Below are 26,600 nucleotides of genomic sequence, written 5' to 3' on the forward strand. Positions count from 1 at the left end.
AAGCGTGACGGATTTACTTGTGTAGGTCCGTCACCTTCAATTTTTCTAGGCAATGACGCCAAATCCTCGTTGTTCTATAACTCGAAATACATCATTCACATCCTGAACCAAGATTCTTGCGATGGTGGTGACGGTGTTGATGTCGTGTTCGGAATGGTCGTGAAGGCGGGTGCAGGCCATTAGGTCAAGGTATTTAAGGGCGGCATTCAGGCGCTCGCTAGCGCACGCATGGAGGTCACGGATTGTGGCGTCCGCGTTAATGAACAGAACAGGATGCTCGGTGGCGGGGTGGGACATTGGAGCGTAGTTGCACTGCGGTGACTTACTTGTCATGGGTAAAAATCCTTAGCTCAGAAAATTTCCACCGTTCGCTGCGAAACGAGTTGGGTGGCAGTTATGCGTGGGTTCGCAGACCGAGGAGCTAAGACCCGGCAGACCCGAAGGTCTCCCACGCACAACCGCCATGAAAATGAAGCACAGGCAAGTAGCCGGGCCGCATTGTGCCGGGTGTGGACTTAGCTCGCTAGGGCTGCGAAACCCTATCGCCAAATTCGTTCAGCGACAGACCCACTCTAGGCACCGATCCCCACCGCTGCAATCAGCCTGTAGGACGCAAATCCATCCCCTAGGGCGAGGTAGATTGCTCCCGTTCGGCTGCGTAGCCGGCGTAAATCAAGGGCTGCCGTGTGTCAGAGGAAAAGGCTTCGGCAGGTTTTGGACTGCTTCGCAGTCCAGCGGGAGCAAGCTCCCTCGCCACGGGGAGTGATTTCCTACAAGGTTTTCAGATCGCGAAATTCGGCACTGCATTCGTCTTGGAACTTTCCTAAAAAGAGATGTCAATTTGCTGGCGTGTCGCGACGCTCATTTCGAACGGATCAACCAGTGCAGGGCTGTTTCCCGGCAAGCCCAAGGAAGTGTGAGATGAAATTGATTCTTGCAATGTTGTTGCTGTTCAGCGGTTACGTTTCCGCCAGTTGTTCCAGTATCAGTGATCACGACAAGCGCAGTTATTGCCAGGCCACGGAGGAAGGCAGCAGCTGTTCTTCCATCGGCGACCATGACTTGCGTTCGGCCTGCGAAGCGGAGAAAGGCAGTTCGTGTTCAAGTATTGGCGATCATGACCAGCGCGCTTTTTGCGAAGCCAAAAAGGGCAGCAGCTGTTCCTCCATCGGCGATCACGACATGCGCGCGGCCTGCGAAGCGGAGAAGGGCAGTTCGTGTTCAAGCATTGGTGATCATGACCAGCGGGCGTTTTGTGAAGCGAAGAAGGGCAGTAGTTGTTCGTCAATCGGCGATCATGATCTGCGCAGTCAGTGTGAGGCCATGAAGCGCTGAATCCACCCGTCATTGAGACCAAAAAGGGACACCCATCGGTGTCCCTTTTTCAGGACTAGACAGCTTAAACGCCGCTATTTCGCCTTCCAATGCCCACCCCCGTTCTCGCAATCAATCCGCGCCTGCGCCAGATGCTCCACGTCGTAGTAATACGTGGTCACTTGCGCGGTGTCCGGAATGTTCAGGGCCTTGGCGTTTTGATCCTTACTGGTGGAGTGCGGGTTGGCCAGGGATTCCTGGGTGAGGGTGGCGATACACGAGGCCTGATAGTGGTCGGCGCAGTGTTCGACCTTGTTTTTGCTGCTGTTGAGCATGTCCTTGCTTTCGTTGCTGCATGACCAGTCGATGGCGTTGACCGGCATGCCTTCGTATTCGTAGCAGCTGTGCGTCTCGACGGCGGGCACCGAGGGGCTGGAGGAGCGGGTCTTGACGTCGCATCCCTCGGCCATGACGCAGGTGGGGATGACGCTGAAAGTGGCGATCAGGAGCAACAGTCGGATGTTCATCTTGGAACTCTCCCATGGCGCCGTGTGTGATCGGGTGCGGGGCGCTTATGGTTTCGAGGTTGGGTCGTCTCGGAAGGTTCCATCAACCATTCCGGTGAGAGTACGCGAAGATGCTCCTGTTCAACTCACTCGGTGTCGTACATTAACTCTAATCTTTCGATCCATTCATCAGTTGCGCGAAACCTCGAATAATAAGATTGCTTTTCGACGTCACTCAATTGAGTGAAAAAACTGAAAAAATAGTTGTGGTCGTAATATTCTTGAGCACCTTGCATGCTGCCTCCCCACCAAGAAGGCTCGTAGCCTTCGAACGCAAACCATGGCGGAGGAACCGCGAATTTTTTGCGGTTAAGCATCGTTAGAAAGTGAAGGCTGTTCGTTATCAAACGAATAGTGACGGAGTTGAATTCTCTAGTAGATGCGAAGAATATCAGTCGGTCTCCGCTCAAAGCGTTTTCGTATTCAAATACCGGAAGATCATTGAAGGTTCTTTCAGTATTTTTTCTGAAGTGAGATTCAACGAGTGCTTCGAATTCAACTAAATCTTTAGGTTCGATAAGGAACTGCGAAAAAAATGCGCAGATATCGGCGCTTTCCAATGAGGTAGTAGGAGGCTGAACGGGTAGGTTGGTATGAGCTAAAGGCCGAGAGAATAAGCTTTTAAGCTCCTGCTTGCTGTACCCGGCAATTTGCTCTTGTCTAGGTTCTGGCTTCAGCAGTGTAATTATTTTTTTGATAAAACTCATGCTGCTCTCACTCTTGCATATATTCAGTTGGCCAAGTAGCACCTAAATAACCGGCAGTGCCAAATATAATGCCCCCGATAGCACCGCTGACAACTGCGCCAGGGCCTGTTTCGATTCCCACTGCTGCTCCGACCACCACGCCAATCCTGGCGCCGGCTATCGCCGCACCCCAGCCACCAGCCTGTTTGACAACCTCAACGGATATCGGCTTGATGCTGTTTTGTTTAATTGATTCTTCAGTCGCGATTTTCAGATCGTATGCAGTGAATGCAATCCCGAACACCCGCACAACCCTTGCGCCTTTTATAAAGGCATTTGTGACTTTGTGGGAGGTAGGCGTGAAAATCGCTTTTGCTGGGACTTTGCCTCGCGGAACTGGGACGTCATGGCCGCACGGCGTTGGTGTCGGTGGGTTTGATGATTCTGGTCGCGGCGGTTTTTGCATTGGCGGCGGCGCGATTGTTGGGCAGCGATGCGTTGTCGCTATGGCTCGCCTACATGCCGGGGGCCATCGAAACCATCGCGATTGTGGCGTTCGCCGGCGGGCTGAATGTGGTGTTTATCTTGACCCACCATATGGCGCGAATGGTGGTGCTGCACTTTGCGCCGGCATTGTTGGTGCAGGTTCGGCGGGTGCGGGAAGACGCTTGATAAATCGATATGCCGTCGTCAGGTCACGCCCTGACGGTTTTCCCGGTGTGCGACGAGCAGGTGCATCATCACGCCGCTGTAAAGCGTCACCAGAATGAACAACCCCATCCTCACCGCAAACGCGGTGTAAACATCCTTACCCGCCGCACTGTCCTCCACCGATTGCCCGAGCAAGATAATCATGGTGATCAGCGTATTGAGCCAGAACCACGGCGTCAGTTGCGTCGGGTGCAACCGATAGAGTTTGCGCGCCAGCAACAGCCCGAACAGCAGCATCCACAGAAAGAACATCCAAAGGTGCACGAACAGGCTCAACGCGCACCAGAACAACACCCCCAGCAGCCCGCCGAGCAAGGTCGAGCCGAGCAGTTCGCGCCCGGCGTGATGGGTGCGGGTGGTGGTGCTTTGCTGGCCGAGGCTGACGGCTTTGAGGATGATCGGCAGGTAGCTGGCGGGGTCGATCAGCACCAGCAGGAAGGTCGGCAACACGATCAATGTCGCGCGCATCGCTACGCGGGGCACGTCTTCGGCGGGCAGGGCGGGGGCGGGTGGTGGCGCGGGGCTGTTGGCCGGTTCCGGGAACAGGACGTGGCTCAGGCCGACGATGACGACGGCCAGCAACAGGCCTTTGACCAGCGCGCCGATCACCGCCATCGCCAGCTCGAATGAGGCGAAGCCTGCGGCGGAAATCATGGTCATGCCGATCACCAGAAACGTCATGATCAGCACGTTGCCGCCGCGCAAACCGTAAGTGAACACCAGAAACAGCCCGACACCGATCAGCAGCACGCCGCACACCGGGTAATAACGCAGCAACGGCACCAGCAACAGGCCGAGACTGGTGGTGAATGCGGCGACCAAAGTCAGCACCAGCGCCATTTTCACCGGCAACGGTCGAGGCATGCTGGCCAGCAGCAACACCGCGAGCACCGGCGACAGAAACGACAACGGCAAGGCGAGCCCGTAACTCGCGGCGGTGCACAACGCCGTGCCGCAAGCCAGGCGCAAGGCCCGTTGCGCCGGGACGCTGCGCTCAATAGGCATACGACAGCCAGCTCATCAGCCAGACAAACACCCGGCCCAGCGGATTGAGCAGATTGCCTTCGCTGGGAAACGCCATGACTTCAGCCTGCCCGCCGGCGCGAATCGAACGGCTCTCGAACAGGCGCTTTTTCGCCTCTTCGCTGAACTCGATGATCACCGGAAAGCGCTGGGCCGGACGCAGCCAGTCGCGGCTGTTCTGGATCGTCGGCAGCGTGCCGGGCGGCGGCGTCTGGCCGACGCTGACGCCATAACCGACGCTGCGTACCCGGCCGTCGAGCACTTCGCCGGGCAGGGCGTCGAGGATGATCGACACCGGCGTGCCGGGCTTGATCCGGCCAAGGTTGTTTTCGGTGAGGTCGGCGGAGACCCACACGTCCTGGATCGTGATCAGCGTCATCACCGGGCTGCCGGCAGCGGCAAACTGGCCGACGTCGGTGCGCAGGTCGGTGATCAGCCCCGCCGAGCGCGCGCGGATGCGGGTGTTGGCCAGATCCAGTTCGGCCTTGGCCAGTGTGGCGGCGGCGCTGAGCAGTTTGGCGTTGGTGTCGGTGTTGCCGCCTTCTTGCTCCTGCGCGCGCAGCACTTCGGCCCGGGCGGCGGCAACCTGGCTGAGCGCCGCTTCGTGGTTGGCCCGGGACACTTCCAGAAGCCTTACGGACACCGTGCCCGGATCTTCTTTATACAAGTCTTCCAGCCGTCGATTGTCCTGGCGCGCCTTGAGCTCGTTGGCCTGGGCCGCACGTAATGACGCCTGGGCCGACGCGATGCCGGCGGTGCTGGCGCCGACCGTGCGACGGGTGTTTTCCAGATCGGCGCGGGCCCGGTCGACAGCGATTTGCAGCGGCTGCGGATCAAGTTCGAAAAGGATGTCGCCGGCCTGCACGTCCTGATTGTTGCGCACGTTGACCTTGATCACCCGGCCCGCGACTTCCGCCGCCACCGGGATCACGAATGCGCCCACCCGTGCCTGCTGGGTATACGGCGTAAAGCGGTCGGCCAGCAGATACCAGACCAGGCTCAGCACAATCACCAGCAGCACCCAGCGGATGCCTTTTTTCGCCGGATCCGGCGGCGCTTCATCACTCATGGCGGTCTACCTGCGAGGGAATCGGATAGGTCGGTGGGGGCGGCGGGGCGCTCAGCAGATCCCCCCAGTCGGTGCGTTGCTGCATTTGCTGGCGGGTCGCTGGATCGATCTGCGGCCCGGCGCTTTGCCAGCCGCCGCCGACGGCGCGGTACAGGGCGATCAGGTTGCTCACGGCGTTGCTGCGGCTGACCAGATAGTTGTCCTGTAGCTCCAGCAACGCACGTTGGGCGTCGAGCACCCGCTGAAAGTCCGAATAACCTTCACGATATTGGGTGTTGGCCAGCACCAGCGAACGTCGCGCCGCACGTTCGGCCTCGCCGAGAATGCGCTCGCGTTCCAGCGCTTTGGTCAGGCCGCTGGCGGCATCGTCGGCTTCACGGGCAGCCTGGCGGACCTTGTCGCGATAGGCTTCGATCAGTTGCTGCAAGCGCGCATCCTGCACGCGGATGTTGTTGTGGATGCGACCGTAGTCGAACAGGTTCCAGCGCAGGCTCGGGCCACCGATCAGGTCGAGGCTGCGCGGGGTGGCGCCGAGGGTGTCGCTGGACCAGACGATGCTGCCGAGCAGCGTCAGCGACGGATACAGATCGGTTTCAGCTACGCCGACCAGCGCCGATTGCGCGGCAACGTTCAGCTCTGCCGCACGCACATCGGGACGGCGCAGCAGCAGGTTGGCCGGGACATCCTGCAGCACGGCGCGATCCACCAGCGGAATCAGCCCCGATTGTTCCGCCAGAAACGCCGCGCCACCGGGCGGCTGGCCGACCAGCACCGCCAGCGCATTACGGGTGCGCAGCAACTGGTCTTCGAACGCTGGAATACTGCTCAGGGTGCCGAGGTATTGGGTTCTGGCTTGTTGCAGGTCGAGTTCGGCGGTCTGGCCGCTGCGAAAGAGTTTTTCGGTGATTTCGAAATTGCGTTTTTGCTGGGCGGCGTTTTCTCGGGCGACTCGCAGCCGGGCTTCGGTGGTGCGCAGGGCAAAGTAGGTGTCGGCCACCTGAGCGCGTAACAGAACGAGAGCGTCTTCGTAGTTGGCCTGGGCGGCGAAGTAGCTGGCGTCGGCGGACTCGATGGCGCGGCTGAAACGGCCCCAGAAGTCCAGTTCCCAGCCGACATCGAATGCGGCGCTGTGCTGCCAGAAGTGCAAGTCCTGCGGATTGTTGCCACCGGATTGGTGGCGGTCGATGTACAGGCTGTCGGCGCTGGCCTGTTGCAATTGCGGGTAGCGACCGCTATCGGCGATGCCCAGTTGCGCGCGGGCTTCGAGCACCCGCAGACCGGCGATCTTCAGGCTGCTGTTGCGGGCTTCGGCGTCGCTGATCAAGCGGTCGAGCACCGGATCGGCAAACACCTGCCACCACTGACGCAGGTCCGGTACCGCCCCGCGTTCGCTGGCCTGTTCCAGCGCCGGACTTTGCCACTGCTTGCTCCAGGCCTCGGCCGGTGGCTGGAAATCCGGGCCCAGCCGCATGCAGCCACCAAGGCTCAGCGCACCGAGCAGCAACAGGTGGCCGGGACGGATCAGCAGGGCTGGCGTTGCAGGCATACCGGGTGGCCCCAACGGGAATTGTCACTGGAGCATAGACCGCAGATTGCAGGTTGATCGAAGCAATCAGCTGCTACGCTTTTTCAGGCGAACTTCACTGAACCGCCCCCGACGAAAAGGTAGGAAACACCATGGACACTGCTCAAGAACCGCTTGCCCCCGCCAGCGCCAATTGGCGTTTCAAGGTCGGCGTGGCAATCCTCTGCCTGATGCTCGGTTCGTGGTTGATGGTGCCGCTTGCCGCCGCCCTCGATGTACCGGGCTCGAAAGTCGCGGCGCTGACCGGGGTGTTGTTCATCAGCAATAAAGTGCTGTTGCTGCTGGTGATTGCGGTGATGGGCAAGGCCGGGTTCGCCGAGCTCAAGCGCACGATTGGCCGCTATATCTTCGGCGTGATTCCGACCCCGGTGGCCGAAGTCAGCCCGATGCGCCACAAGATCGGCGTGGTGATGTTCTGCCTGCCGCTGCTGTCGTCTTTCCTGGAGCCGTATTTCGACAACTTCTTTCCAGGCGTGCGGCCCAACCTCTGGCAGATGCAGGCGCTGGGCGACTTGATGTTTGTCGGCAGCTTTTTCGTGCTGGGCGGCAATTTCTGGGACAAGGTGCACGCGTTGTTCGTGCGCAAGGCACGGGTGTTTACGGAATAAAAGTGCACTTTTCAGCAATCGCCTTCGATCAGGCATGCCCAAGCGCAATGGCAAACGATACGACGACCATGCAGGCAAAAGCGAAATTGAGGTTCATGGGGTGTTCATCCTGGTCCTTTTGAAAGTGCGGCCATTCTGCCGGGGGCAGGTCAAAAGAAAAAATTCGGCTTCGTGATTCCAATGATCGAAGCCATTGATACCGGCGTTGTGTTTGCCTGTTTGCTTGGCTAAGCTCGCAAAAACCTGCAATGACAAGCACAAACAGGCAAAACCATGCACGATCATTCCGCTTCCGAGCTTCCTTCCCTGCGCCGGCAGAAAATCCTGCTGATCCTCGAACGTGACGGCAAGGTCATGGCGTCCGAGTTGAGCCAGCATTTTGCGGTGTCGGAAGACACCATCCGCCGTGATCTGGCCGAGCTGGACAGTGCCGGGCTGGTGCAGCGGGTGCACGGCGGCGCGCTGCCGAGGCCCAAGGACACCGGCAAGGATTACTTCACCCGGCTGGACGAGATCGACGAGGTGAAGATTCGTCTGGCGCGATTGGCGGCGCAGCAGGTCAGGAACGGGCAAACGGTTATGTTCGACTCTGGTTCCACTGCGTTGCAGGTGGCGCGCTCGTTGCCCAGGGATATCAACCTCACGGCGGTCACGGCATCGCCGATGACGGCGATTGCGTTGTCCGAATATCCGGGCATCAAGGTGATTCTGGCGGGCGGGCAGTTGAATCCGAAAACCATGTCCGCCGGTGGTCATGAGGCGCTGCGGCTGCTGTCGGGGATCAAGGCGGATCTGGCAATCACCGGGGTCTGCGCGATTCATCCGGAGGTGGGCATCACCTCGCTGCATTTCGATGAAGTGCCGGTCAAGCAGGCGCTGCTCGACTGTGCGGCGCGGGTCATTGCCGTGACCACGGCGGACAAGTTCGGCGCGGTGGAACCGTTTGTGGTGGCGCCGTGCGAGCGCTTGCATACGCTGATCACCGAGCGGCATGTGACGTCGGGGAGTGTCGAGGATTATCGGCGGTTGGGGATTGAGGTTGAGCAGTTGCCTGACTGAGGTTTTGCGGCAAAAAAAGGCCCCATCACTGGCGATGGGGCCTGTTCGATCAACGCAGTTTTTCCAGCATCTGGTAGTACCACATGCCCGCTGCCAGCATCGGATTCCCCAGCAGATCCCCCATCGGCACGCGAATGTGCGAGCACGCGGCGAACGTGTCGAACTGCTGCATCTGCCCGGTGATCGCGCGGCTCATGATTTCGCCCATGATGTGGGTCGTGGCGATGCCGTGGCCGGAGTAGCCCTGGCAATACCAGACGTTGTCCGAGAGCTTGCCCAGTTGCGGGATGCGGTTGATGACGATGCCCATCGCGCAGCTCCACTGGTAGTCGATCTTCACCCCTTTGAGCGCCGGGAAAGTCTGTTCGATGCACGGCCGCAGTTCGCCGGCGATGTCCCGTGAGTCCTTGCCGCTGTAGTTGGCGCCGCCGCCGAACAACAGGCGACCGTCGGCGGTGAGGCGGTAGTAGTCGAGGACGAAGCGGCAGTCGTAAACGGCGAGGTCTTCGGGGTTGATCTGCTTGGCCAGATCCCCCAGCGGTTCGGTGGTGACGATGCCGCCCATGGCCGGGAAGATCTTGCCCTTGAGCTGGCCCGGTTCGAGCTTGTGGTAGACGTCGCCGGCCAGCAGGACCTGATTGGCGTCGATCTGCCCGTGAGCGGTGCGTACGCCGGGGCTGACGCCGTGGATGATCTCCAGCACTTCGCTGTTTTCGAAGATCAGCGCGCCAAGGCTTTCCGCCGCCCGCGCTTCACCGATGCACAGGTTGAGCGGGTGCAGGTGCATGTTGCGGGTGTTCTTGATTGCGCCGTGATAGAGGTCGCTTTGCAGCAGGTCACGCACTTGGCTGCGGTCGAGCAGGCTGACCTCATCACCCATGCCGCGACGCACGGCTTCGTTGTAGTCGTTGCGCAAGCCGTCCATGTGGCTCGGCTTGTACGCCGCATGCAAATGACCGTGCTTGAGGTCGCAATCGATGCCGTATTTCTCGACCCGTTGCTGGATGATTTCGTGGCCGCGCCAGCGCAGGTGCCAGATGAAGTCGTCGACCTCATCGCCCAAGGTGTTGCGCATCTGTTTGCGCATCGCGCCGTCGCCGGACAGGCTGCCGGTCACCTGACCGCCATTGCGCCCGGTGGCGCCCCAGCCGATCTTGTGGCTTTCGACGATGGCGACTTTCAGGCCTTTTTCCGCCAGCTCGACAGCCGTGGCGACGCCGGTGAAACCGCCGCCGATGATTACCACATCGACCTTGTGCCGGCCTTGCAGGGTCGGGTAGTCGGTGTCGCGGTTGAGGGTGGCGGTGTAGTAGGAATTGCTGCGTTCAGTCATTTCAGTGTCCAGATTCGGGAGTCGGTGCACGGACCCTGTGGGAGCGAGCTTGCTCGCGAAATGCGTTGTGTCAGTCACCTGAAATGTTGAATGTGACGACGCTTTCGCGAGCAAGCTCGCCCCCACAAGGGGCGGAGTGATTAATCAGGCTTCTGTGAGGTACCAGCGCCAGTCCTGCTCACCCACTTCGGCCATGAACTGCCGGTACTCCGCCCGTTTGACTGCCAGATACACCCCGAGGAATTCCTGCCCCAGCGCATCCCGTGCCCACGCCGAATTTTCCAATGCCGTGAGCGAGGTCAGCCAGTCGGTCGGCAGCAGTTCTTTCGCCTGCGCGTAACCGTTGCCCTCCACCGGCTCACCCGGATCGATGTCTTCTTTTATCCCGCGATGAATGCCCGCGAGGATCGCGGCCGCTGCCAGATACGGGTTGGCATCGGCGCCGCAGATGCGGTGTTCGATGTGCCGGGTGTTGGCCGGGCCGCCGGGCACGCGCAGGCTGACGGTGCGGTTGTCGACGCCCCAGGTCGGCGCCAGTGGCGCGTAGCTGTTGGCCTGGAAACGGCGGTAGGAGTTGGCGTTCGGGCAGAACAGCAGCAGCGAATCGAGCAGCGAGGCGAGCATCCCGCCAATCGCCGTGCGCAGCAGCGGGGTGCCGGCCGGGTCTTCGGAGGCAAACAGATTGCGTCCCTCGGCATCGGCGAGGCTGACGTGCATGTGCATGCCGGTGCCGGCCAGGTGATCGAACGGCTTGGCCATAAAGGTCGCCTGCATCCCGTGCTTGTGCGCCACGGCCTTGACCAGCCGTTTGTAGCGCACGGCCTGGTCCATCGCCTCCAGCGCATCGCCGTGTTCGAGGGTGATTTCCACCTGGCCCGGCGCGTATTCCGAGATCGCCGTGCGCGCCGGAATGCCGTGCAGTTTGCAGGCGCTGTAGAGGTCGGCGAGGAACGGCTCGATCTGTTCCAGCTCACGCAATCCATAGACCTGTGTGTGCCTCGGTCGACCACCGTCGGCATCCAGCGCCGGTTGCGGGCGACCGTTGTGATCGCGCTTGGCGTCGAGCAGATAGAACTCCAGCTCGCAGGCCATCACCGGGTGGTAGCCTTCGGCCTTGAGGGCGTCGATGACCTTGATCAACAGATGACGCGGGTCGGCGATGCTCGCCGGCATGCCTTGTTCCGGGTGCATGCTGACCTGCACCGCCGCAGTCGGAATCTGCCGCCACGGCAGCCGCACCAGACTGCCTTCCAGCGGGTAGGCGCGGCAATCGATGTCGCCGACGTCCCACACCAGACCGGAGTTTTCCACGTCTTCGCCGTGCACGGTCAGGCCGAGAATGGTGCTTGGCAGCGGGCGGCCACTTTCGTACACCGCGAGCAGTTCTTCGCGGTGCAACAACTTGCCGCGCGGCACGCCGTTGGCGTCGAGGATGAACAGCTCGATCATGTCGATGTCGGGGTTCTGCTTGAGGAAGTTACGGGCGTCTTCAATGGCTGCGAATTTCATAATCAATCACTCACGATGGCGCCGCACAGGCGCGCAGATTCGGGCCGGACGCAGCGCGGCAAAAGGCTCGGGCGTCCTGGCAGGGATATCGAAAAAAGAGGGGAAGCTGTCGCGATTTTTAGCGGCGCGATCAGACGTGCAGGCAGATATCCGGCGGGCGTGCGGAGTGACGCAGCTTGGAACGGCTCAGGGCCATGGGGAGATTGACGATGCGATTCATGCGCGGCCCCTGTGAAGGAGGGCGCACAGTGCAGAGATGTTCAACGATTCCGATTGTTGTAGTGACGTGCTCATGACGCGTGTTTCCGTTGGCGGAAAACGTCGGCGGCGGGAGTGTCCCGCCATGCCGGTGTGGCTGGATAGTAAGGGGGAAGTCCGGGATAAGTAAACGCCTGATTCCGATGGGCGCGGCAAGCTACCGGCTCAGCGCAACAGATGAAACCCCAGCCCGACGAGGGCGCAAACGATCAACACCTCGATCACGCCGCGCTTGAAAACAAACAGCGCGAGGGTGGCGCCGAGCGCAAGTAACAGCGCAAAAAAATCAGGCTGTGCGGCAAAACCCTTGGGAAAGAACACGTGGTAAGCAAAGAAACACGCCAGATTCAGGATCACCCCGACCACCGCTGCCGTGATCGCGGTCAGCGGTGCGGTGAATTTCAGTTCGTTGTGGGTCGACTCCACCAGTGGCCCGCCGGCGAGGATGAACAGGAACGAAGGCAGGAAGGTGAACCAGGTCACCAGCGTCGCGGCCAGTGCACCGGCGGCGAACGCGTGTTGCGGGCCGAACGTCGGTTGCACGTAAGCGCCGACGAACCCGACAAACGCGACCACCATGATCAGCGGCCCCGGCGTGGTTTCGCCCAGCGCCAGGCCGTCGATCATCTGCGTCGGCGTCAGCCAGCCGTAATGCCCCACCGCGCCCTGATACACGTAAGGCAGCACGGCGTAAGCGCCACCGAAGGTGAGCAGCGCCGCTTTGGTGAAGAACCAACCCATCTGCGTGAAGGTGCCGTTCCAGCCGAACAGCGCGGTCAGCAACACCATCGGCAGGCACCACAGCAGCGCGCCGATCAGTACCAGGCGCAACAGTCGCGGCAGGCTGAACCGCACATGCTCGGGCGGGGCTGTGTCGTCATCGATCAGCGCCGGGCCGAAGGATTTTTCGCTACCACGATGACCGCCGTTGCTGAAGCGCTGCGGGGCCCAGCGTCCGCCGACATAACCGATCAACGCTGCGCCGAGCACGATCAGCGGAAACGGCACGTTGAAGGCGAAGATCGCCACGAACGCCGCTCCGGCAATCGCCCACAGCCAGCTGTTTTTCAAGGCTCGCGAACCGATGCGATGGGCCGCGTGCAGCACGATCGCGGTCATCGCCGGTTTGATTCCGTAAAACACCCCGGCCACCGCCGGCACGTCGCCAAACGCGATGTACACCCAGGACAGGGCAATCAGGATCAGCAGCGAAGGCAGCACAAACAGCGCCCCGGCCAGCACGCCGCCACGGCTTCGATGCAGCAGCCAGCCGATATAGGTCGCCAGTTGCTGGGCCTCGGGGCCGGGCAGCAACATGCAGTAATTGAGTGCGTGCAGGAAGCGCCGCTCGGAGATCCAGCGCCGGCGCTCTACCAGTTCCTGATGCATGATCGCGATCTGCCCGGCGGGGCCGCCGAAGCCGATGCAGCCGAGTTTGAGCCAGAAAGGCCAGGCCTGACGCAGGCTGACGGGCTGGGGGCGGGGCAAGTCCTCGGGGGGCGTTGTGCTCAAATGCGGCTCCACGGTCGAGTTGGCAGGAGCCGCTATCTAATCAGGCTTTTGTTGCAGCCGACAGTGACCCGTCAGGCATGCGCCAAACTCCAGCGAGCCGCCGCATTCTGATCACTCTGCCGCGCCTCGACCCAATGTGAGCCCTGCGGCGTAGTCTCACGCTTCCAGAGCGGCGCACGGGTCTTCAGCACATCCATGATGAACGAACAGGCCTCAACCCCCCGTAACCGGTGGGAAAAACGCAATTTCGTCGAAATCCTCGATCGCCTGATCCGGCTGGCACAGCTCCTGATTGACCGCGCACATCAGGTTGCCGGCGCCGAGCACTTCACGCCACAGATCGCCGCGCTGCATCAGCATTTGCCGCACGTCCTCAACACAAATGAGGGTGTCGCTGGCCGGGATTTTTTCACCGCCCAGATTGAGGCGGTCACGGTAGCTGGCGAAGTAGTTGATCAGAATCATTGCGGGTTCTCCCATTGAAAGTGGCCGGAGCGGCCGCCCTGTTTGCTCAGCAGACAGATGTCGCCGATGACCATCGCCCGGTCCACCGCTTTGCACATGTCGTAAATGGTCAGGGCGGCAACGCTGGCAGCAGTCAGGGCCTCGAGTTCGACGCCGGTCTGGCCGGTGAGGCGGCAGGTGCTGGTGATCTGCACGCGGTCAGGTTCGCAGGCCTTGAGCTCGACGTGGATCGAACTGAGCAGCAGCGCATGACACAGCGGAATCAACTCGTGGGTGCGCTTGGCCGCCTGAATCCCGGCGATCCGCGCCACGGCGAACACGTCGCCCTTGGGGTGGCCGTTGGACTGGATCATTTGCAGGGTTTCGGGGCGCATCTGCACCCAGGCTTGCGCGGTAGCTTCGCGGCGGGTCGCCGCTTTGTCGCTGACGTCGACCATGTTGGCGCGGCCCTGATCATCGAGGTGGGTGAGGGTGTCGCTCATGGGGTGGGCTCCTGGATCGGGCTGTAGATTCGCGGGGCGTTGTGGTGCGGGACGTGGATCAGGTTCAAGCGGTGCTTGAGCGCCCAGCGCACGGTCAGCGCAGTCGGGGCGGACAGGCTGACGAGGGTGCCGAGGCGAGCGCGCACGGCTTTGTGGATCAGCTCGAGGCTGCAACGGCTGGTGACCACGACGAAGCCCTGACGCGCATCGAGGCCTTCGAATTGCAGGGCGCCGATTAGCTTGTCGAGGGCGTTGTGGCGGCCGATGTCTTCGCGACACAGCAGCGCTTCGCCAGCGGCGTCGAAGTACAACGCCGCGTGCAGTGCACCGCTGCTGCGGGCCAGTTGCTGGGCCTGTTCGATGCGCTGGCGGATACCGTCGAAGTGGGCCGCCGGTGGCAGCGGTGTCGGGGGCAGGATTTCCAGTTGCGGCAGCGCCTGCTCCAGGGCTTCCACGCCGCAGAGGCCGCAGCCGCTGGTGCCTGCCATCTGCCGCCGGTGATCCTTCAGGGCCCAGAATGCACGGCTGGAAATCTGCACGTCGGCCTGGCAGGCCTGGTCGAAGTGGGTCAGGCGAATGTCATGGATATCGTCGAGGCGGTCGACGATCGCATTGCTCAGGCTGAAGCCGCGAATGAAGTCCTCGATGTTGCCTGGCGAGACCATCATCACGGCTTGATTCAGGCCGTTGTAGCTGATGGCCAGTGCGATTTCGGCCGCCAGCGCCGCGTGGGACACCGGCGCGTTGTCGAGGTATTCGCGGTACGCCACTTGCGCCGGTTGGGGCGCGGGGGCGTTGGCGTCGCCCGGTTCGATGGGTTGTTCAACTTGGCACAGCATCCTGAAAAGTCCCCGAAGCGCTGAAGTGGTTTCAGGCTACGGGGCAGGGAAAAAGGCGTCCAATCGCTTGTTCCGATGCAGTGATTGGATTGGTCGATCACTGGAGGCGTTAATCGGCAGGCGCCTCGATCCCGAACATCTTGCGCGCCTCGGCAAAACACTTCTCGGCAATCGCCGAACGCGGTTCGGTCTTGCGCATCACCAGCCCCAGCGGCGCGAGCACGCTGGCGTCCGGCAGATTGATGAAAGCCAGGTGTTCGATCGGCTCTTGCAGACCGCTGTCCAGCGGCATGATCGAGCAGCAGAAACCCTGGTGAATCGCCTGCAACAGCTGATAGGTCGAATCGCTTTCCATGATCGGCTGCGGATTCAGCCCGCGACTGCGAAAACTCAGGTCGATGGATTTGCGGTAGTGCATGCCGGTGGTGATCATTCCCAGCGGCAGCTCGGCGGCGTCTTCCCAGCTCATTTCCGGGCCTTCGAAATGGAAATGGCGGGTGTCGTAGAGCAGGCCGACGCGGGTTTCGCCAATCTCGAAAAAATCGAAATAGTTCGGGTTGACGTGGTCCAGATAACACACGCCCAAATCCAGCTGATTGTTGCCCAGGCCTTCGATGATCTCGTCCGAACTCAGCGACGACAGGCTGTACTTCAGCTCCGGATAAATCCCGGACAAACCCTGAATGTAATTGACCGGATTGAAGTTGCTCAGCGGCACCAGACCCAGACGCAGGCTACCGACCAGTTGCCCCCGGCAGGCGGCGGCTTCGGCGAACAACCCGTCGTGGGCCGCCAGCAGCGTGCGGGCCCAGGCCAGTACGCGTTCGCCGGCCTGGGTGAAACCTTCGAAGCGCTGACCGCGATTGACCAGCACCAGATCCAGCTCGTCTTCCAGGTTGCGCAGGCGCATCGACAGGGTCGGCTGAGTGATGTGACAGCGCGCGGCGGCCTGGCCGAAGTGGCGGGTTTCGTCCAGCGCGATCAGGAACTTGAGTTGTTTGATGTCCACGACGGCACCTGCTCGATAAGGAATTTTGATTGAGTATTGACGCAGATGCGTACGGCGCACGGAAAGCGCAGGGAGCGACGATCCCATCGACGGCTTTTTTCGTCCAATCGGCCGTGTTTAAGAGCTTATCGAGGGCTTCGATGACGCCCGGTTTCATTGGGCCGGACAGGGAATGAAGTGCTGGAAAAAATCACCGATAGAGCAGGTCGATAGTGTGGTTGGCCAGAGTGATTAGACAGTCCTCACAAGCGGCACTTAGGCTCGTCATCCATTGAATTGACGACGGTCGGAGAGTGCCATGAGTGTTAAATCGGATGCCTTGTTCGTTCCCCTGAATATTGCCGTGCTGACGGTCAGCGATACCCGCGACTACGCCAGCGACACCTCCGGCCAGTTGCTGGTCAGCCGCCTGCTGGAAGCCGGCCACACCTTGAGTGAACGCAACCTGCTCAAGGACGACCTGTACAAAATCCGCGCCCAGGTTGCACAGTGGATCGCCGACGACACCATTCAAGTGGTGCTGATCACCGGCGGCACCGGTTTCACGGGGCGTGACAGCACCCCGGAAGCCGTGGCTTGCCTGCTGGACAAGCAGATCGACGGCTTCGGCGAGCTGTTTCGCGCCATCTCGATTCTCGACATCGGCACCTCGACCGTGCAAAGCCGTGCGCTGGCCGGGCTGTCCAACGGCACGCTGGTGTGCTGCCTGCCGGGCTCCACCGGCGCGTGCCGCACCGCGTGGGAAGGCATCCTCGCCGAACAGCTGGATAACCGTCACCGCCCCTGCAACTTCGTTCCGCACCTCAAACCGGTGCAAGCCTGCGGGCCGCGCGGATGAGCAAGCCGGGATTGATGCCGGTCGAGGAGGCTCTCGACCAACTGTTGGCGATGGCCGATGAACGACGCCTGCCGGACAGCGAATCCGTGCCGCTCAATGACGCGCGCGGACGTGCGCTGGCCAGCGATCTGGTCGCCACCCTCGACCTGCCGCCATGGCCGAACAGTGCCATGGACGGCTACGCGTTGAACCTCGCCGACCTGCATCGCCAGCCGTTGAGCGTGTCGCAGCGGGTCTACGCCGGGCTGGCGCCGGACACCTTGTTGCCTGGCACCTGCGCACGAATCTTCACCGGCGCGCCGTTGCCCAATGGCGCCAATTGCGTGGAGATGCAGGAAAACGTCGAGGTGCAGGAAGACGGCCGCGTACGTTTCCTGCAACCGCTGAAGGCCGGTCAGAACATCCGCGCCCAAGGCCAGGAAAATCGCGTTGGCGACACCCTGCTGCGCGCCGGCAAACGCCTCGGCCCGTTCGAACTGGCTGTCGCCGCGGGGCAGGGCATGACTCATCTGCCGCTGGTTCGTCGCCCACGCGTGGCATTGCTGTCGACCGGTGATGAGCTGGTGGAACCGGGGCAGCCGCTGCGTCCCGGCAGCCTCTACAACAGCAACCGCACCTTGCTCGACCACTGGTTGCGCGAACTGGGTTGCGAAGTGATCGACGCCGGCATTCTTCCCGATCGCCCGGCGCAGACCCGGCTCAAACTCGAGCAACTGCAAGTGGCGGCCGATTTGATTCTGACCACCGGCGGCGTATCTGCCGGTGACGCCGATTGCCTCGGCCAGGTGCTGCGCGACAACGGCAAGCCGCTGCTGTGGAAACTGGCGATCAAGCCCGGCAAACCGCTGACGGTCGGCCATTTCGGCACGGTGCCGGTGATCGGTTTGCCGGGCAATCCGACTTCGGCACTGGTGACCTTCGGCCTGCTGGCGCGCCCGTATCTGCTGCGCATTCAAGGCGTGGAGGAGGTGATGCCGCTGAGCTTCACGGTCAACGCCGGCTTCGACTGGCCGAAACCCGGCAGCCGCCGCGAATACCTGCGGGTGCGTCTGGAAGGCGGGCGGGCGGCGCTTTATCCGAACCAGAGTTCCGGGGTTTTGCTCGGCGCAACCTGGGCCGACGGACTGGTGGAAATCCCCGAAAACAGCACCTTGCAGATGGGTGATCCGTTGCGTTTCATTCCGTTCAGCGAGCTGTTCTGAGCGCGATCAACAATCTGTCGGAGACTGGGGGCAGCTACCGGGTCAATTTCAGTCGTTCGTGCCACTGGGCGATGGATTCTTCCGGGTAGACCTCGAATTGCTGATCTTTCGCGCTGGCCTGGACTTCGACCCACGGCGCTTTCGAGCCTAGCATCAGATGAGTGTGTTCCGGCGGTACCGGCAACGGCGTGTCGATGGCCGAGGCGAACGGGTGGATCAGCTCCGGCCACTCCGGGCTGAACAGCCATAGACCGCTGCCGCACAGCGAGCAGAAGTGCCGTTCGGCGGTGCTGCGGTGGGCGCGGGCATCGCCTTCGTCTTTCATTTTCGCGTGGTAAATCGTGATGTGTTTGCGCCCGCGCATCTTGAGGCTGGCCGCGTCGCCGCCGAGGTTGATGGCAAAGCCGCCACCGCCCTGGGTCTTGCGGCAGATCGAGCAGTAGCAGCGTTGATAAGGGTAGGGGTGGGCGCTGTCGAGGGTGAATGAAACCGCGCCGCAGTGGCAGGAGCCTTCGAGGTGCATGAGTGGCCTCCGGATTTTTTGTCGGTGCGGTTCAGCCTAGAAGAGATGTCGCGCCTGTGCCGCCGCTATCGCGAGCTTGCTCGCGATGAACGATAAAGCGGTACAACTGGACGCCCACGAATCCGAAGGTCAGCATGTCCGCAAAAAAGGGACCCCAACCCATGCGCCGACTACCTTCCCTGGCCGCCCTGCGGACCTTCGAATGCGCCGCCCGCCACGCGCATTTCGGCCGTGCCGCCGCCGAACTGTGCGTCACCGACAGCGCCGTCAGCCACCAGATCCGCCAGCTCGAAGAGCAACTGGGCGTGTCGCTGTTCATCCGCGAAGGCCGGCAGATTCGCCCGACCATCGCCGCCGGGCGCTTGATGCAGAGCCTGCAACAGGCCTTTGAGCTGATCGGCGATGCCTGCGATGAATTGCGCGATCCGTCCTCGCTCGCCGTGTTGCGGCTGGCGGTCACGGCGGAGCTGGCGCAGAAGTGGCTGATGAACCGTCTCACCGATTTCTACGCGCGCTATCCGCACATCACCTTGCACCTCTACGAACAACCGATCGACGCCACCGCGCCCGGTGAGGACATCGATCTGGCGATCACTTACGGCACCGGCCCGGTGGACAGCAGCGCGTACTTCGTCCGCCCGTTGCCGGCGTTGCAGTTCTTCCCGGTGTGCAGCCCCGGCCTGTTCAACCAGGGCACTCTGAAAACCCCGAAGGACCTGGCCCGCCATTGCCTGCTGCACGACGATCAGGACGGCAAGACCTGGACCGCGTGGCTTACCAGCCATGCTGGCGACTTGCGTCCGGAGCGTCAGTTGTATTTCGCCCACGCCGGGCTGGCGCTGGAGGCGGCGGCACAAGGGCAGGGCGTGGCGATGGGCGACAATCTCACGGCGCAGGAAGACTTGCAGAGCGGGCGTCTGGTGCGACCGTTCACCTCCAGCATGACCGCGCTGGGCCAATACGCGCTGGTTTGCGAGCGGGTGCGGCTCGAGCGTCCGGCGGTGGCGCAGATGCTGGAGTGGTTCAACGATCAGCTGGCGGATTGATGAGTTGAATTCAACTGTTCCGAAATAATCATCGTTGGCGACGTGACGGCCCACGACCGTAGCCTGAGGTCATTCCCATCCCGATGACGAGGTTTGACCATGGCACGTTTGCTCGACACCACCCCGAAACAGGACGGTTTCCGTCTGCCCGGCGAGTTTGAAGCCAAGTCCGGTTGCTGGCTCGGCTGGCCGGAGCGCACCGATGTCTGGCGCAACGGCGCCAAGCCTGCGCAGAAAGTCTGGGTGCAGATCGTGACAGCGATCTCCCACAGCGAACCGGTGACGGTGTGCGCCTCGGCGGCCCAGTTCGCCACCGCCCGCCGCCAGTTGCCGCCGCAGGTGCGGGTGGTGGAGATGACCTGCAACGACACCTGGTTCCGCGACAGTGGCCCGTGCTTTGTGGTCAATGACCAGAGCGGTGAAGTGCGTGGTGTCGACTTCGAATTCAACGCCTACGGCGGCCTCGATGGCGGGCTCTACTACCCGTGGGACAAGGACGATCAGATCGCCAGCAAGATCCTCGAGATCGAACGCTTCGATCGTTATCGCGCGCCGTTGATTGCCGAACTTGGCGGCATTCAGAGCGACGGCCAAGGCAGCCTCCTCACCACCGAGCAATGCCTGCTCAATCGCAATCGCAACCAGCACCTGGGCAAGGACGAGGTGACCCGCCGCCTGACCGACTATCTCGGCGCCGAGCAAGTGATCTGGCTGCCGCGCGGTTGCAAGTTCGACGAAACCGACGGCCATGTCGACGACCTCGCGTGCTTCGTGCGCCCCGGCGAAGTGGTGCTGCAATGGACCGACAACCGCGACGACCCACAATGGGAAATCTATCAGGAGGCCTACGACATCCTGCGCAGCACCCGCGACAGCCGGGGCCGCGAGCTGATCGTGCACAAACTGCCGCAACCGGATGTGCTGGAGTGGACCGCCGAAGAAGCCGAAGGCCTCGACCAGCAGGACAGCACCCACACCCGTCAGGCCGGCACCAGAATCTGTGCGTCGTACATCAACTATTACGCAGGCAACAGCTCGATCGTGGTGCCGTTGTTCGGTGATCGCAACGATCAGGTGGCGCTGGCAACCCTCGCCGAACTGTTCCCGCAGCACAAGATCGTCGGCATCGAAAACTCCCGGGAAATCCTGCTCGGTGGCGGTAACGTCGCGTGCATCACCATGCCGCAATACGCCGGCCAGAAAAGAGGAGCCTGAGCATGGGCCTGCACAACCTGAGTAAAGCGTTATTGCTGGTGCTTGCACCCCTGTGTGTGCAGGCCGCCGAAACGGCGAAGCCGGTGGTCAACCTGTACATCTGGGGCGAGTACCTGGCCCCGGATACCCTGAAGAATTTCGAGGCGCAAACCGGGATTCGGGTGGTCGCCGATCACTTCGATTCGCTGGAAACCGTCGAGACCAAACTGCTCACCGGCCGCAGCGGCTACGACCTGGTGCTGACCGCCGGCCAGCACCTGTCACGGGCTATCGAGAGCGGCGCGATCCAGACCTTGAACAAGCAGCAGCTCCCGCACTTTGCCGGGGTCGGCGATGAGTTCCGTCAACACATGGCGGTGTTCGATCCGGGCAACCGCTACGCCGGCATCTACGCCTGGGGCACCACCGGTGTCGGCTATCAGGAAGAGGCCGTGAAGCAGCGTCTGCCGGACGCGCCGAGGGATAGCTGGGCGATGCTGTTCGATCCGGCAGTGGTGTCGAAATTCGCCGATTGCGGAGTGAGCCTGCTCAATGATCCGAACGAAGTGTTCGCCGCAGTCATGAAGTACATGGGTCTGGACATCAACCGCCAGAGTCTGGATGACCTGAAACTCGCCGAGCAGCAACTGGCGAAGATCCGCCCGTACATCCGCTACTTCGACAACGACCTGAACATCAGCGACCTGGCCAACGGCAACACCTGCGTGGCGATGTCGTGGAACGGCAACGTTGCCATCGCGGCTGGCCAGGCTGAAGCGGCGAAAAACCCCTTCAAGTTGAATTACCGGATCCCGAAGGAGGGCACGCTGATCTGGTTCGATGCCATGGTCATTCCCAAGGATGCACCGCATCCGGAGGCCGGGCTGGCACTGATGGATTACTTGATGACGCCTGAAGTGATTGCGCCGATTACTGACACCATTCACTACGCCAACGCGATCACGGCAGCGGACGGCTTGGTCGATCCGGCGATTCGCAACGATCCGGGGACTTATCCGCCGGCGGCGGTGAAGGCTTCGCTGTACAGCAAGAACGACAATGGCAAGGCGTTCAACCGGGCGTTGATCCGGGCCTTCAGCCGATTGAAGTCAGGGCTGTGAGCGGACGCCTGGAATCATCTTGAAGCGGTTTGGGCGTGGGTGTGCTGCGGGCAGTCTGATAGGTTTTTCGCCATGGATTTGAACCGGCAATGACGCCGGACGCCCTGTCAGTTGCTGATATCAGGCTCTGAGATGGCCCTCATTCAAGGAAGAAAACATGCCAATCAAACCGCCAACCAAGGGCAACGGCCCGGGTGATGTACACCTGAAACCTTCCCTCGATGCCGCTACGCCGGGCCCGGCCATCAGGCCCGGGGTCTCTGTTACCCCGCCCGCGCCGTCTGTGCACCCCGATGTCGTCAGCACGCCGAATGTCAGTGGTGGAGGGCGAGCCAGCCCGGTGCCATCGGTCAGCTTGCGCGATGCAATGCCAGTCATCGATTCGGGCCCGGGCCCCGAGCTTGGTCAACGTTCGTTGGACGCGTATCACGTCCCGGCAGCAGGCCGGCTGACCGACATCGATGCCGAAGGCTTCAGGTCTTTCAAGGGGCGTCAGTTTGCCGAATTACCAGGACAGGGCATTGTCCAGGTGGGCGCCGATCCGCAGACCGGTCTGTTCCGGGCCAGACTGCCCAGCGAAACCAACCCCTCCGGCCCGGTTCTGGAGCGCGACAGCGACGGCCGGGTCTGGCACCCGCTTGAGGAGTTTGCCACGGAGCGCTACCGCATCCCCGATCCGCGCACTGATGCCGACGCGACGCTGGAAAACGTGTCTCGCCCGGAGGGCGATGAAGGACGGCCGCGCCACGACTCTTCCGATGACGAGTTCGAGCTGGCTTCGGAATCCATGCCGATCAAGCCCTTCACCGAAAAGGAACTCGACACCATGCGCCAGGAGGTTTGCTATTCGTTGCGGGGAAATCGCCTCGGTACCTACGACCGCGCCAACAATGGTAAATACCCGTTGCGCGATACCTTTGGCAGGCCGGTGCGGATCCGCAAACTGGAAACCCTGGCCACCCTGACCACGGGTGAGCGATTTCGCTCGGGGCCGATCAAGCCTTACATCCAGTTTGAAGGCTATGAAAACGTGGCTAGGCTCTATGAAGAAAATCTCGAACTGCGCATTTTTACCGAGGCCGACGTGAAGGTTCCGGGCGAAAAAGCCCTCATCGGACAAAACATGGTGGTCGCCAACCGGCGCATCGCCAAAGGCGAAGCGCTGGGCCTTTATGGCGGAACACTCAGCCCGCTGCGCCTGATAAGGCGCGAAGAGCAGACATTCACCATGCTGGCGGGCGTGTACTTGCGTTACGGACCGGGCAAGTTCATTGAAGAGCCGGTAGTGGTCATCGGCGACAACATCATTTCGCGAATCAACACGAACTTTGAATACGACGCCTCGGGCAAGCCGGTTCGTCAAGCGCCGGACGGCTACAACGTTCAGACCGTTGGTTTCAAGGTCGAAGCGGACATTCTGATCGGTGACCGGCTGGTCAACCGGCCATACGTCCTGAACGCGATGTTTGCCTCACAGGATATTCCGGCAGGAACCGAGTTGCGTTGGAACTACAGCTACTCGGACAAGGAAATAAAAATGATTTTCCCGTAAGAACTGGCGGGGGATTGCACCTGAATACGCTTGTCCAGCCTTCCCGAGATTGCGGGAGGATCAGGCTGAAACCGCTTTTGGCACCCGCCACAAATACCAGGCCGCCACTGTGCGAAACGGGCGCCACGCCAACCCGATATCGATCATCTGCTTGCGCGTCGGCTGCACCTCCAGCCCCTTCAATCGCCGATAACCCTCGCGCACGCCAAAGTCATCGGCCGGCAGAATATCCGGTCGCTCCAGGCTGTAGATCAACAGCATTTCTACCGTCCAGCGCCCAACCCCGCGCAGGTTGACCAAGCGCTCGATCAGCGCTTCATCCTCCATCACCAGTGCCGTGGCGTAATCCGGCACCACGCCGTCCAGGGTCGCCTGAGCAATCCCCTGAATCGTCGCAATCTTGCCCGCCGAAAACCCGCAACTGCGCAGCCGTTCGAAGTCTGTCGCCAGAATCTGCTCGGGACGTGGAAACGTCTGTTCGGGAAACAACCCCACCAGCCGACCGACAATTGCATCCCCGGCCTTGGCGTGCAGTTGCTGATAGGCGATGGCCCGCACCAGCGATTCATAGGGATCACGCGCCGGGTGCGGCCGATGCAGACATGGGCCGACCGCAGCGATATGGCGTTGCCAGTCGGTGTCGAGGCTGGCCAGAAACGCGCTGGCCGGTTGGTAGGGATCGGGTATCGGCAACGTCAGTGATCCATTGATTTGAAAGCCGGGAAGGCGTGAGTGTCGGTGTGTCAGAACGCCAAAGGTTGCGTCAGTTGCACGGCGGCATTTTCCAGCCGGAGCAGAAACGCCTTGCGCGGTTGCCCGCCACCATAACCGGTCAGCGAGCCGTCCGCACCGATCACCCGGTGGCATGGCACCACGATCGACAGCCGATTGTGCCCGTTGGCCAGGCCCACGGCGCGACTGGCGCCGGGCTTGCCCAGCCGGGCGGCGATGGCACCGTAGGTACTGGTGTGGCCGTAGGGGATTAGTCGCAGTTGGGCCCAGACCTGACGGGCAAACTCGCTGCCGGGCAGGTGCAAGGGCACGCTGAATTCGTTCAGCTTGCCGGCGAAGTACAGCGCCAGTTCGTTTTCGATCTGCTGCAAATGTGCGTTGTGTCCCGGTGCGACCACGTAGCCGTAGCGGTTCTGCAACTCCTCGACTTCCCTCGTCAGCGCCGGGCGGTCGAGAAACTCCAGCAACACCAGCCCACGCCGCTCGGCCATGGCGATCATCGGGCCCAACGGCGTTGTCAGACGGGTGAACAGCAGTGGTTCGCTGGCCGCTGCACGGCCCGGCGTGATGTGGAACGACTTCTGAAACGCATCGCGAAAACCGCTGAGGGATTCATAGCCGGAATCGAACGCGGCGTGGTCGATGGACGTGCCTTGCCTGATCCCGCCCAACGCCATGCCGAGCCGGCGGGTGCGCAGCCACGCATGGAAGGTCATGCCGAAATGCTGCTTGAACCAGCGCCGCAGCTTCAGCGGTTCGATGCCCTCGGCAAGCAATTGCGCATCGCTCCAGCGTAGTTCCGGATCGGCGTCGACGGCTTTCAACAGCCGTTGTATCCAGTCCGGGGCGATGGCGGCAGCGTCCAGCGGTTTGCAGCGCAGGCAGGCGCGATAACCGGCGGACAGGCAGTCGTCAGCGTGGGCGAAGAATTCGACGTTTTCCGGTTTCGGCTTGCGCGCCGTGCAGGTAGGGCGGCAAAAAATCCCGGTGGTTTTCACCGCCGTGAAGAACACGCCTTCATAGGCAGTGTCGCTTGCGAGCATGGCGCGAACCATTTCGGCGTGAGGGGGCAGGGCAGCGGTCTGTATGTTCATGGGCCGAGGATAAAACCAGTTATTCGATGGCTCCACCGAAAAATCGACAGTGAATTTTCGGGCCGCTGCACTACAGTGATCGGGTCGCTACAACTCGGGAAATGAAGGTATGCCACCGTTCACGATTCAACACATCGATCACATCGTGCTGCGCGTTGCCGATCTGCAACGCAGCATTGATTTCTACGGCCGGGTCTTCGGCGCCGAAGTGGTCAAGCGCAACGAAAAGTTCGGTCTGGTGCATTTGCGCGCCGGCACGTCGATGATCGACCTGGTCGACCTCGACGGCGAAATCGGCCGCAAGGGCGGCGCCGCTGCAGGCAGCGAACGGCGCAATGTCGATCATTTCTGCCTGCGCATCGAACCGTTCGATGAAGCGGCGCTGGTCAGCCATCTGCAGTCCTGTGGCTTGAGCGTCGACAAGGCCGCCACCCGTTTTGGCGCCGAGGGCAACGGCCTGTCGCTGTACTGCTTCGACCCGGACGGCAATCAGGTCGAACTCAAAGGCCCGTCCGAAGCTTAGGCCCGTTTGGCCATCAGCAACACCGAAGCCGCCGCCGACAACAGCCCCGCGCAGCAGCGATTGAAAATCCGCTTGCCGCGCGGCTCGGCGAACCAGCGGCGCATGTGCAGGCCCATGTAGGCGTAGGCGCTGATGGCGATCCATTCCAGCAGCAGGAACAGCACGCCAAGCAGCGTGAACTGCGGAGTGATGGCGCGGGTCGGGTCGACGAATTGCGGCAGGAATGCGGTGAAGATGAGGATTGCCTTGGGATTGCCCGCTGCCACCAAAAACTCCTGACGTGCCAGGGCCAGAAGCCCGTTCGCCGGCGCCGCAATGGCGTCTTCGGCGGCAGGCATAGCCCGCCACAACTGCCACGCCAGATACAGCAGATACCCCGCGCCAACAATCTTGATCCCGTAGAACAACAGTTCCGACGTTTGCAGCACCACCGCCAGCCCCGCCGCCGCGAGGGCGATCATCCCGGCGAACGCCAGCAACCGGCCGATACCGGCAACGCAGGCGCGACGATAGCCGTAGCGAGTGGCGTTGCTGACCGACAACAGGTTGTTCGGCCCCGGCGCCATGTTCAAGGCGAAACAGGCGGGCAGAAACAGGGAGAGGGTGGCGAGATCCATGGGGCGGGCTCCGGTGACGGGAGCGCTATTTTTATCATGTGCGCGAGTGAGGCCGAACCGTACAGTCAGGCAGCAGAGTCGCGGTACAGCGATGGACGGGCGTGAATCCATTCGAACTTTCTACCGTACC

The 26,600-nt window shown here is 61.6% G+C and carries 28 protein-coding genes and 2 pseudogenes; 11 read left to right on the top strand and 19 right to left on the bottom strand.

Features of this window, described 5'->3' with window-relative positions; all coding sequences use genetic code 11:
- Nucleotides 1-45: 45 nt before the first annotated feature.
- Nucleotides 46-333, bottom strand: a complete 288-nt coding sequence (locus AC1MDC_RS22660) for a fructose-bisphosphate aldolase (protein WP_480393694.1) — start codon at nt 331-333, stop codon at nt 46-48.
- Between the two features lie 588 nt (nt 334-921).
- Between AC1MDC_RS22660 and AC1MDC_RS22665 the strand changes: the two genes are divergently transcribed.
- Nucleotides 922-1,335 (top strand): hypothetical protein, encoded by a 414-nt coding sequence (locus AC1MDC_RS22665; protein WP_480393695.1) that lies wholly within the window; start codon nt 922-924, stop codon nt 1,333-1,335.
- A 74-nt stretch (nt 1,336-1,409) separates the two neighbouring features.
- On the opposite strand, the gene AC1MDC_RS22670 is transcribed toward AC1MDC_RS22665, so the two are convergent.
- The 3 genes from AC1MDC_RS22670 to AC1MDC_RS22680 form a co-directional block, all read right to left on the bottom strand.
- Nucleotides 1,410-1,841, bottom strand: coding sequence for a hypothetical protein (locus AC1MDC_RS22670; RefSeq protein WP_227235227.1), 432 nt, complete (start codon nt 1,839-1,841; stop codon nt 1,410-1,412).
- Between the two features lie 125 nt (nt 1,842-1,966).
- Nucleotides 1,967-2,587: a hypothetical protein gene (locus tag AC1MDC_RS22675; protein ID WP_227235228.1), complete on the bottom strand. Its 621-nt coding sequence runs from the start codon at nt 2,585-2,587 to the stop codon at nt 1,967-1,969.
- A 7-nt stretch (nt 2,588-2,594) separates the two neighbouring features.
- On the bottom strand, nt 2,595-2,870 hold the full coding sequence (locus AC1MDC_RS22680) for a hypothetical protein (RefSeq protein WP_480393696.1): 276 nt from the start codon (nt 2,868-2,870) through the stop codon (nt 2,595-2,597).
- A gap of 74 nt (nt 2,871-2,944) precedes the next feature.
- Between AC1MDC_RS22680 and AC1MDC_RS22685 the strand changes: the two are divergent.
- A pseudogene (locus tag AC1MDC_RS22685) lies at nt 2,945-3,238 on the top strand (AbrB family transcriptional regulator); the annotation flags it as partial.
- Between the two features lie 18 nt (nt 3,239-3,256).
- On the opposite strand, the gene AC1MDC_RS22690 reads toward AC1MDC_RS22685, so the two are convergent.
- From AC1MDC_RS22690 to AC1MDC_RS22700, 3 genes are read right to left on the bottom strand one after another with little or no spacing between them, the layout of a single operon-like run.
- Complete coding sequence (locus AC1MDC_RS22690) at nt 3,257-4,282, bottom strand: DUF2955 domain-containing protein (protein WP_480393697.1); 1,026 nt, start codon at nt 4,280-4,282, stop codon at nt 3,257-3,259.
- On the bottom strand, nt 4,272-5,369 hold the full coding sequence (locus tag AC1MDC_RS22695; RefSeq protein WP_480393698.1) for an HlyD family secretion protein: 1,098 nt from the start codon (nt 5,367-5,369) through the stop codon (nt 4,272-4,274). Before AC1MDC_RS22695 ends, AC1MDC_RS22690 begins: the two co-directional genes overlap by 11 nt.
- Entirely contained in the window at nt 5,362-6,915 is a 1,554-nt protein-coding gene (locus AC1MDC_RS22700; RefSeq protein WP_480393699.1) for an efflux transporter outer membrane subunit, read from the bottom strand. Before AC1MDC_RS22700 ends, AC1MDC_RS22695 begins: the two co-directional genes overlap by 8 nt.
- A gap of 131 nt (nt 6,916-7,046) precedes the next feature.
- On the opposite strand from AC1MDC_RS22700, the gene AC1MDC_RS22705 reads away from it, so the two are divergent.
- Together AC1MDC_RS22705 and AC1MDC_RS22710 are read left to right on the top strand one after the other, a co-directional pair.
- Nucleotides 7,047-7,562: a transporter suffix domain-containing protein gene (locus AC1MDC_RS22705; protein WP_480393700.1), complete on the top strand. Its 516-nt coding sequence runs from the start codon at nt 7,047-7,049 to the stop codon at nt 7,560-7,562.
- Nucleotides 7,563-7,835: 273 nt separating this feature from the next.
- Nucleotides 7,836-8,621, top strand: coding sequence for a DeoR/GlpR family DNA-binding transcription regulator (locus AC1MDC_RS22710; protein ID WP_480393701.1), 786 nt, complete (start codon nt 7,836-7,838; stop codon nt 8,619-8,621).
- A 49-nt stretch (nt 8,622-8,670) separates the two neighbouring features.
- Here AC1MDC_RS22710 and AC1MDC_RS22715 read toward each other — a convergent pair whose 3' ends face one another.
- The 8 genes and pseudogenes from AC1MDC_RS22715 to AC1MDC_RS22750 form a co-directional block, all read right to left on the bottom strand.
- The gene (locus AC1MDC_RS22715; protein ID WP_227235240.1) at nt 8,671-9,954 is read right to left on the bottom strand and encodes an NAD(P)/FAD-dependent oxidoreductase; all 1,284 of its coding nucleotides are present in this window, start codon (nt 9,952-9,954) and stop codon (nt 8,671-8,673) included.
- A gap of 144 nt (nt 9,955-10,098) precedes the next feature.
- Complete coding sequence (locus tag AC1MDC_RS22720; RefSeq protein WP_480393702.1) at nt 10,099-11,463, bottom strand: glutamine synthetase family protein; 1,365 nt, start codon at nt 11,461-11,463, stop codon at nt 10,099-10,101.
- 423 nt (nt 11,464-11,886) lie between these two features.
- Nucleotides 11,887-13,233, bottom strand: coding sequence for a chromate efflux transporter (gene chrA, locus AC1MDC_RS22725; protein WP_480393703.1), 1,347 nt, complete (start codon nt 13,231-13,233; stop codon nt 11,887-11,889).
- 71 nt (nt 13,234-13,304) lie between these two features.
- Nucleotides 13,305-13,457: pseudogene (locus tag AC1MDC_RS22730) on the bottom strand (molybdenum cofactor biosynthesis protein MoaE); the annotation flags it as partial.
- Nucleotides 13,447-13,698, bottom strand: coding sequence for a MoaD/ThiS family protein (locus AC1MDC_RS22735; RefSeq protein ID WP_085698778.1), 252 nt, complete (start codon nt 13,696-13,698; stop codon nt 13,447-13,449). The gene AC1MDC_RS22735 and the pseudogene AC1MDC_RS22730, both read right to left, overlap by 11 nt.
- Nucleotides 13,695-14,180 (bottom strand): cyclic pyranopterin monophosphate synthase MoaC, encoded by a 486-nt coding sequence (gene moaC, locus AC1MDC_RS22740; protein WP_480393704.1) that lies wholly within the window; start codon nt 14,178-14,180, stop codon nt 13,695-13,697. The genes AC1MDC_RS22735 and moaC overlap by 4 nt, the downstream gene beginning before the upstream one ends.
- The gene (gene fdhD / locus AC1MDC_RS22745) at nt 14,177-15,019 is read right to left on the bottom strand and encodes a formate dehydrogenase accessory sulfurtransferase FdhD (protein ID WP_480393705.1); all 843 of its coding nucleotides are present in this window, start codon (nt 15,017-15,019) and stop codon (nt 14,177-14,179) included. Before fdhD ends, moaC begins: the two co-directional genes overlap by 4 nt.
- A gap of 109 nt (nt 15,020-15,128) precedes the next feature.
- Entirely contained in the window at nt 15,129-16,028 is a 900-nt protein-coding gene (locus AC1MDC_RS22750; RefSeq protein WP_234204858.1) for a LysR family transcriptional regulator, read from the bottom strand.
- Between the two features lie 298 nt (nt 16,029-16,326).
- On the opposite strand from AC1MDC_RS22750, the gene moaB reads away from it, so the two are divergent.
- Both moaB and AC1MDC_RS22760 read left to right on the top strand, forming a co-directional pair.
- Entirely contained in the window at nt 16,327-16,866 is a 540-nt protein-coding gene (moaB, locus tag AC1MDC_RS22755) for a molybdenum cofactor biosynthesis protein B (protein WP_179695525.1), read from the top strand.
- A complete protein-coding gene (locus AC1MDC_RS22760) occupies nt 16,863-18,068 on the top strand; it encodes a molybdopterin molybdotransferase MoeA (protein ID WP_480393706.1) in 1,206 nt (401 codons plus the stop codon). The genes moaB and AC1MDC_RS22760 overlap by 4 nt, the downstream gene beginning before the upstream one ends.
- Before the next feature lie 34 nt (nt 18,069-18,102).
- Here AC1MDC_RS22760 and AC1MDC_RS22765 read toward each other — a convergent pair whose 3' ends face one another.
- Entirely contained in the window at nt 18,103-18,591 is a 489-nt protein-coding gene (locus AC1MDC_RS22765; protein WP_480393707.1) for a GFA family protein, read from the bottom strand.
- Nucleotides 18,592-18,752: 161 nt separating this feature from the next.
- Between AC1MDC_RS22765 and AC1MDC_RS22770 the strand changes: the two genes are divergently transcribed.
- From AC1MDC_RS22770 to AC1MDC_RS22785, 4 genes are all read left to right on the top strand, one after another.
- Complete coding sequence (locus AC1MDC_RS22770; protein WP_085698792.1) at nt 18,753-19,637, top strand: LysR substrate-binding domain-containing protein; 885 nt, start codon at nt 18,753-18,755, stop codon at nt 19,635-19,637.
- A gap of 99 nt (nt 19,638-19,736) precedes the next feature.
- Complete coding sequence (aguA, locus tag AC1MDC_RS22775; protein ID WP_085698794.1) at nt 19,737-20,852, top strand: agmatine deiminase; 1,116 nt, start codon at nt 19,737-19,739, stop codon at nt 20,850-20,852.
- 2 nt (nt 20,853-20,854) lie between these two features.
- On the top strand, nt 20,855-21,952 hold the full coding sequence (locus AC1MDC_RS22780; protein WP_480393708.1) for an extracellular solute-binding protein: 1,098 nt from the start codon (nt 20,855-20,857) through the stop codon (nt 21,950-21,952).
- A 157-nt stretch (nt 21,953-22,109) separates the two neighbouring features.
- Entirely contained in the window at nt 22,110-23,504 is a 1,395-nt protein-coding gene (locus AC1MDC_RS22785; RefSeq protein WP_480393709.1) for a hypothetical protein, read from the top strand.
- A 60-nt stretch (nt 23,505-23,564) separates the two neighbouring features.
- Here AC1MDC_RS22785 and AC1MDC_RS22790 read toward each other — a convergent pair whose 3' ends face one another.
- Entirely contained in the window at nt 23,565-24,191 is a 627-nt protein-coding gene (locus tag AC1MDC_RS22790; RefSeq protein WP_480393738.1) for a DNA-3-methyladenine glycosylase family protein, read from the bottom strand.
- Nucleotides 24,192-24,247: 56 nt separating this feature from the next.
- Nucleotides 24,248-25,330: a bifunctional transcriptional activator/DNA repair enzyme AdaA gene (locus tag AC1MDC_RS22795; RefSeq protein ID WP_480393710.1), complete on the bottom strand. Its 1,083-nt coding sequence runs from the start codon at nt 25,328-25,330 to the stop codon at nt 24,248-24,250.
- Nucleotides 25,331-25,439: 109 nt separating this feature from the next.
- On the opposite strand from AC1MDC_RS22795, the gene AC1MDC_RS22800 reads away from it, so the two are divergent.
- The gene (locus AC1MDC_RS22800) at nt 25,440-25,853 is read left to right on the top strand and encodes a VOC family protein (RefSeq protein WP_085704255.1); all 414 of its coding nucleotides are present in this window, start codon (nt 25,440-25,442) and stop codon (nt 25,851-25,853) included.
- Here the strand turns inward: AC1MDC_RS22800 and AC1MDC_RS22805 are convergent.
- Entirely contained in the window at nt 25,850-26,470 is a 621-nt protein-coding gene (locus AC1MDC_RS22805) for a LysE family translocator (protein WP_085704256.1), read from the bottom strand. The two genes, AC1MDC_RS22800 and AC1MDC_RS22805, sit on opposite strands and share 4 nt — an antisense overlap.
- Between the last annotated feature and the right edge of the window lie 130 nt (nt 26,471-26,600).

The sequence above is a fragment of the Pseudomonas sp. 1 genome, assembly GCF_056626735.1.

Excerpts from the sequence above, each read along its gene's own strand:
- AC1MDC_RS22660 (WP_480393694.1), bottom strand. The coding sequence starts at position 333 with ATGACAAGTAAGTCACCGCAGTGCAACTACGCTCCAATGTCCCACCCC.
- AC1MDC_RS22665 (WP_480393695.1), top strand. The coding sequence starts at position 922 with ATGAAATTGATTCTTGCAATGTTGTTGCTGTTCAGCGGTTACGTTTCC.
- AC1MDC_RS22670 (WP_227235227.1), bottom strand. The coding sequence starts at position 1,841 with ATGAACATCCGACTGTTGCTCCTGATCGCCACTTTCAGCGTCATCCCC.
- AC1MDC_RS22675 (WP_227235228.1), bottom strand. The coding sequence starts at position 2,587 with ATGAGTTTTATCAAAAAAATAATTACACTGCTGAAGCCAGAACCTAGA.
- AC1MDC_RS22690 (WP_480393697.1), bottom strand. The coding sequence starts at position 4,282 with ATGCCTATTGAGCGCAGCGTCCCGGCGCAACGGGCCTTGCGCCTGGCT.
- AC1MDC_RS22695 (WP_480393698.1), bottom strand. The coding sequence starts at position 5,369 with ATGAGTGATGAAGCGCCGCCGGATCCGGCGAAAAAAGGCATCCGCTGG.
- AC1MDC_RS22700 (WP_480393699.1), bottom strand. The coding sequence starts at position 6,915 with ATGCCTGCAACGCCAGCCCTGCTGATCCGTCCCGGCCACCTGTTGCTG.
- AC1MDC_RS22705 (WP_480393700.1), top strand. The coding sequence starts at position 7,047 with ATGGACACTGCTCAAGAACCGCTTGCCCCCGCCAGCGCCAATTGGCGT.
- AC1MDC_RS22710 (WP_480393701.1), top strand. The coding sequence starts at position 7,836 with ATGCACGATCATTCCGCTTCCGAGCTTCCTTCCCTGCGCCGGCAGAAA.
- AC1MDC_RS22715 (WP_227235240.1), bottom strand. The coding sequence starts at position 9,954 with ATGACTGAACGCAGCAATTCCTACTACACCGCCACCCTCAACCGCGAC.
- AC1MDC_RS22720 (WP_480393702.1), bottom strand. The coding sequence starts at position 11,463 with ATGAAATTCGCAGCCATTGAAGACGCCCGTAACTTCCTCAAGCAGAAC.
- AC1MDC_RS22735 (WP_085698778.1), bottom strand. The coding sequence starts at position 13,698 with ATGATTCTGATCAACTACTTCGCCAGCTACCGTGACCGCCTCAATCTG.
- moaC (WP_480393704.1), bottom strand. The coding sequence starts at position 14,180 with ATGAGCGACACCCTCACCCACCTCGATGATCAGGGCCGCGCCAACATG.
- fdhD (WP_480393705.1), bottom strand. The coding sequence starts at position 15,019 with ATGCTGTGCCAAGTTGAACAACCCATCGAACCGGGCGACGCCAACGCC.
- moaB (WP_179695525.1), top strand. The coding sequence starts at position 16,327 with ATGAGTGTTAAATCGGATGCCTTGTTCGTTCCCCTGAATATTGCCGTG.
- AC1MDC_RS22760 (WP_480393706.1), top strand. The coding sequence starts at position 16,863 with ATGAGCAAGCCGGGATTGATGCCGGTCGAGGAGGCTCTCGACCAACTG.
- AC1MDC_RS22765 (WP_480393707.1), bottom strand. The coding sequence starts at position 18,591 with ATGCACCTCGAAGGCTCCTGCCACTGCGGCGCGGTTTCATTCACCCTC.
- AC1MDC_RS22770 (WP_085698792.1), top strand. The coding sequence starts at position 18,753 with ATGCGCCGACTACCTTCCCTGGCCGCCCTGCGGACCTTCGAATGCGCC.
- aguA (WP_085698794.1), top strand. The coding sequence starts at position 19,737 with ATGGCACGTTTGCTCGACACCACCCCGAAACAGGACGGTTTCCGTCTG.
- AC1MDC_RS22780 (WP_480393708.1), top strand. The coding sequence starts at position 20,855 with ATGGGCCTGCACAACCTGAGTAAAGCGTTATTGCTGGTGCTTGCACCC.
- AC1MDC_RS22785 (WP_480393709.1), top strand. The coding sequence starts at position 22,110 with ATGCCAATCAAACCGCCAACCAAGGGCAACGGCCCGGGTGATGTACAC.
- AC1MDC_RS22795 (WP_480393710.1), bottom strand. The coding sequence starts at position 25,330 with ATGAACATACAGACCGCTGCCCTGCCCCCTCACGCCGAAATGGTTCGC.
- AC1MDC_RS22800 (WP_085704255.1), top strand. The coding sequence starts at position 25,440 with ATGCCACCGTTCACGATTCAACACATCGATCACATCGTGCTGCGCGTT.
- AC1MDC_RS22805 (WP_085704256.1), bottom strand. The coding sequence starts at position 26,470 with ATGGATCTCGCCACCCTCTCCCTGTTTCTGCCCGCCTGTTTCGCCTTG.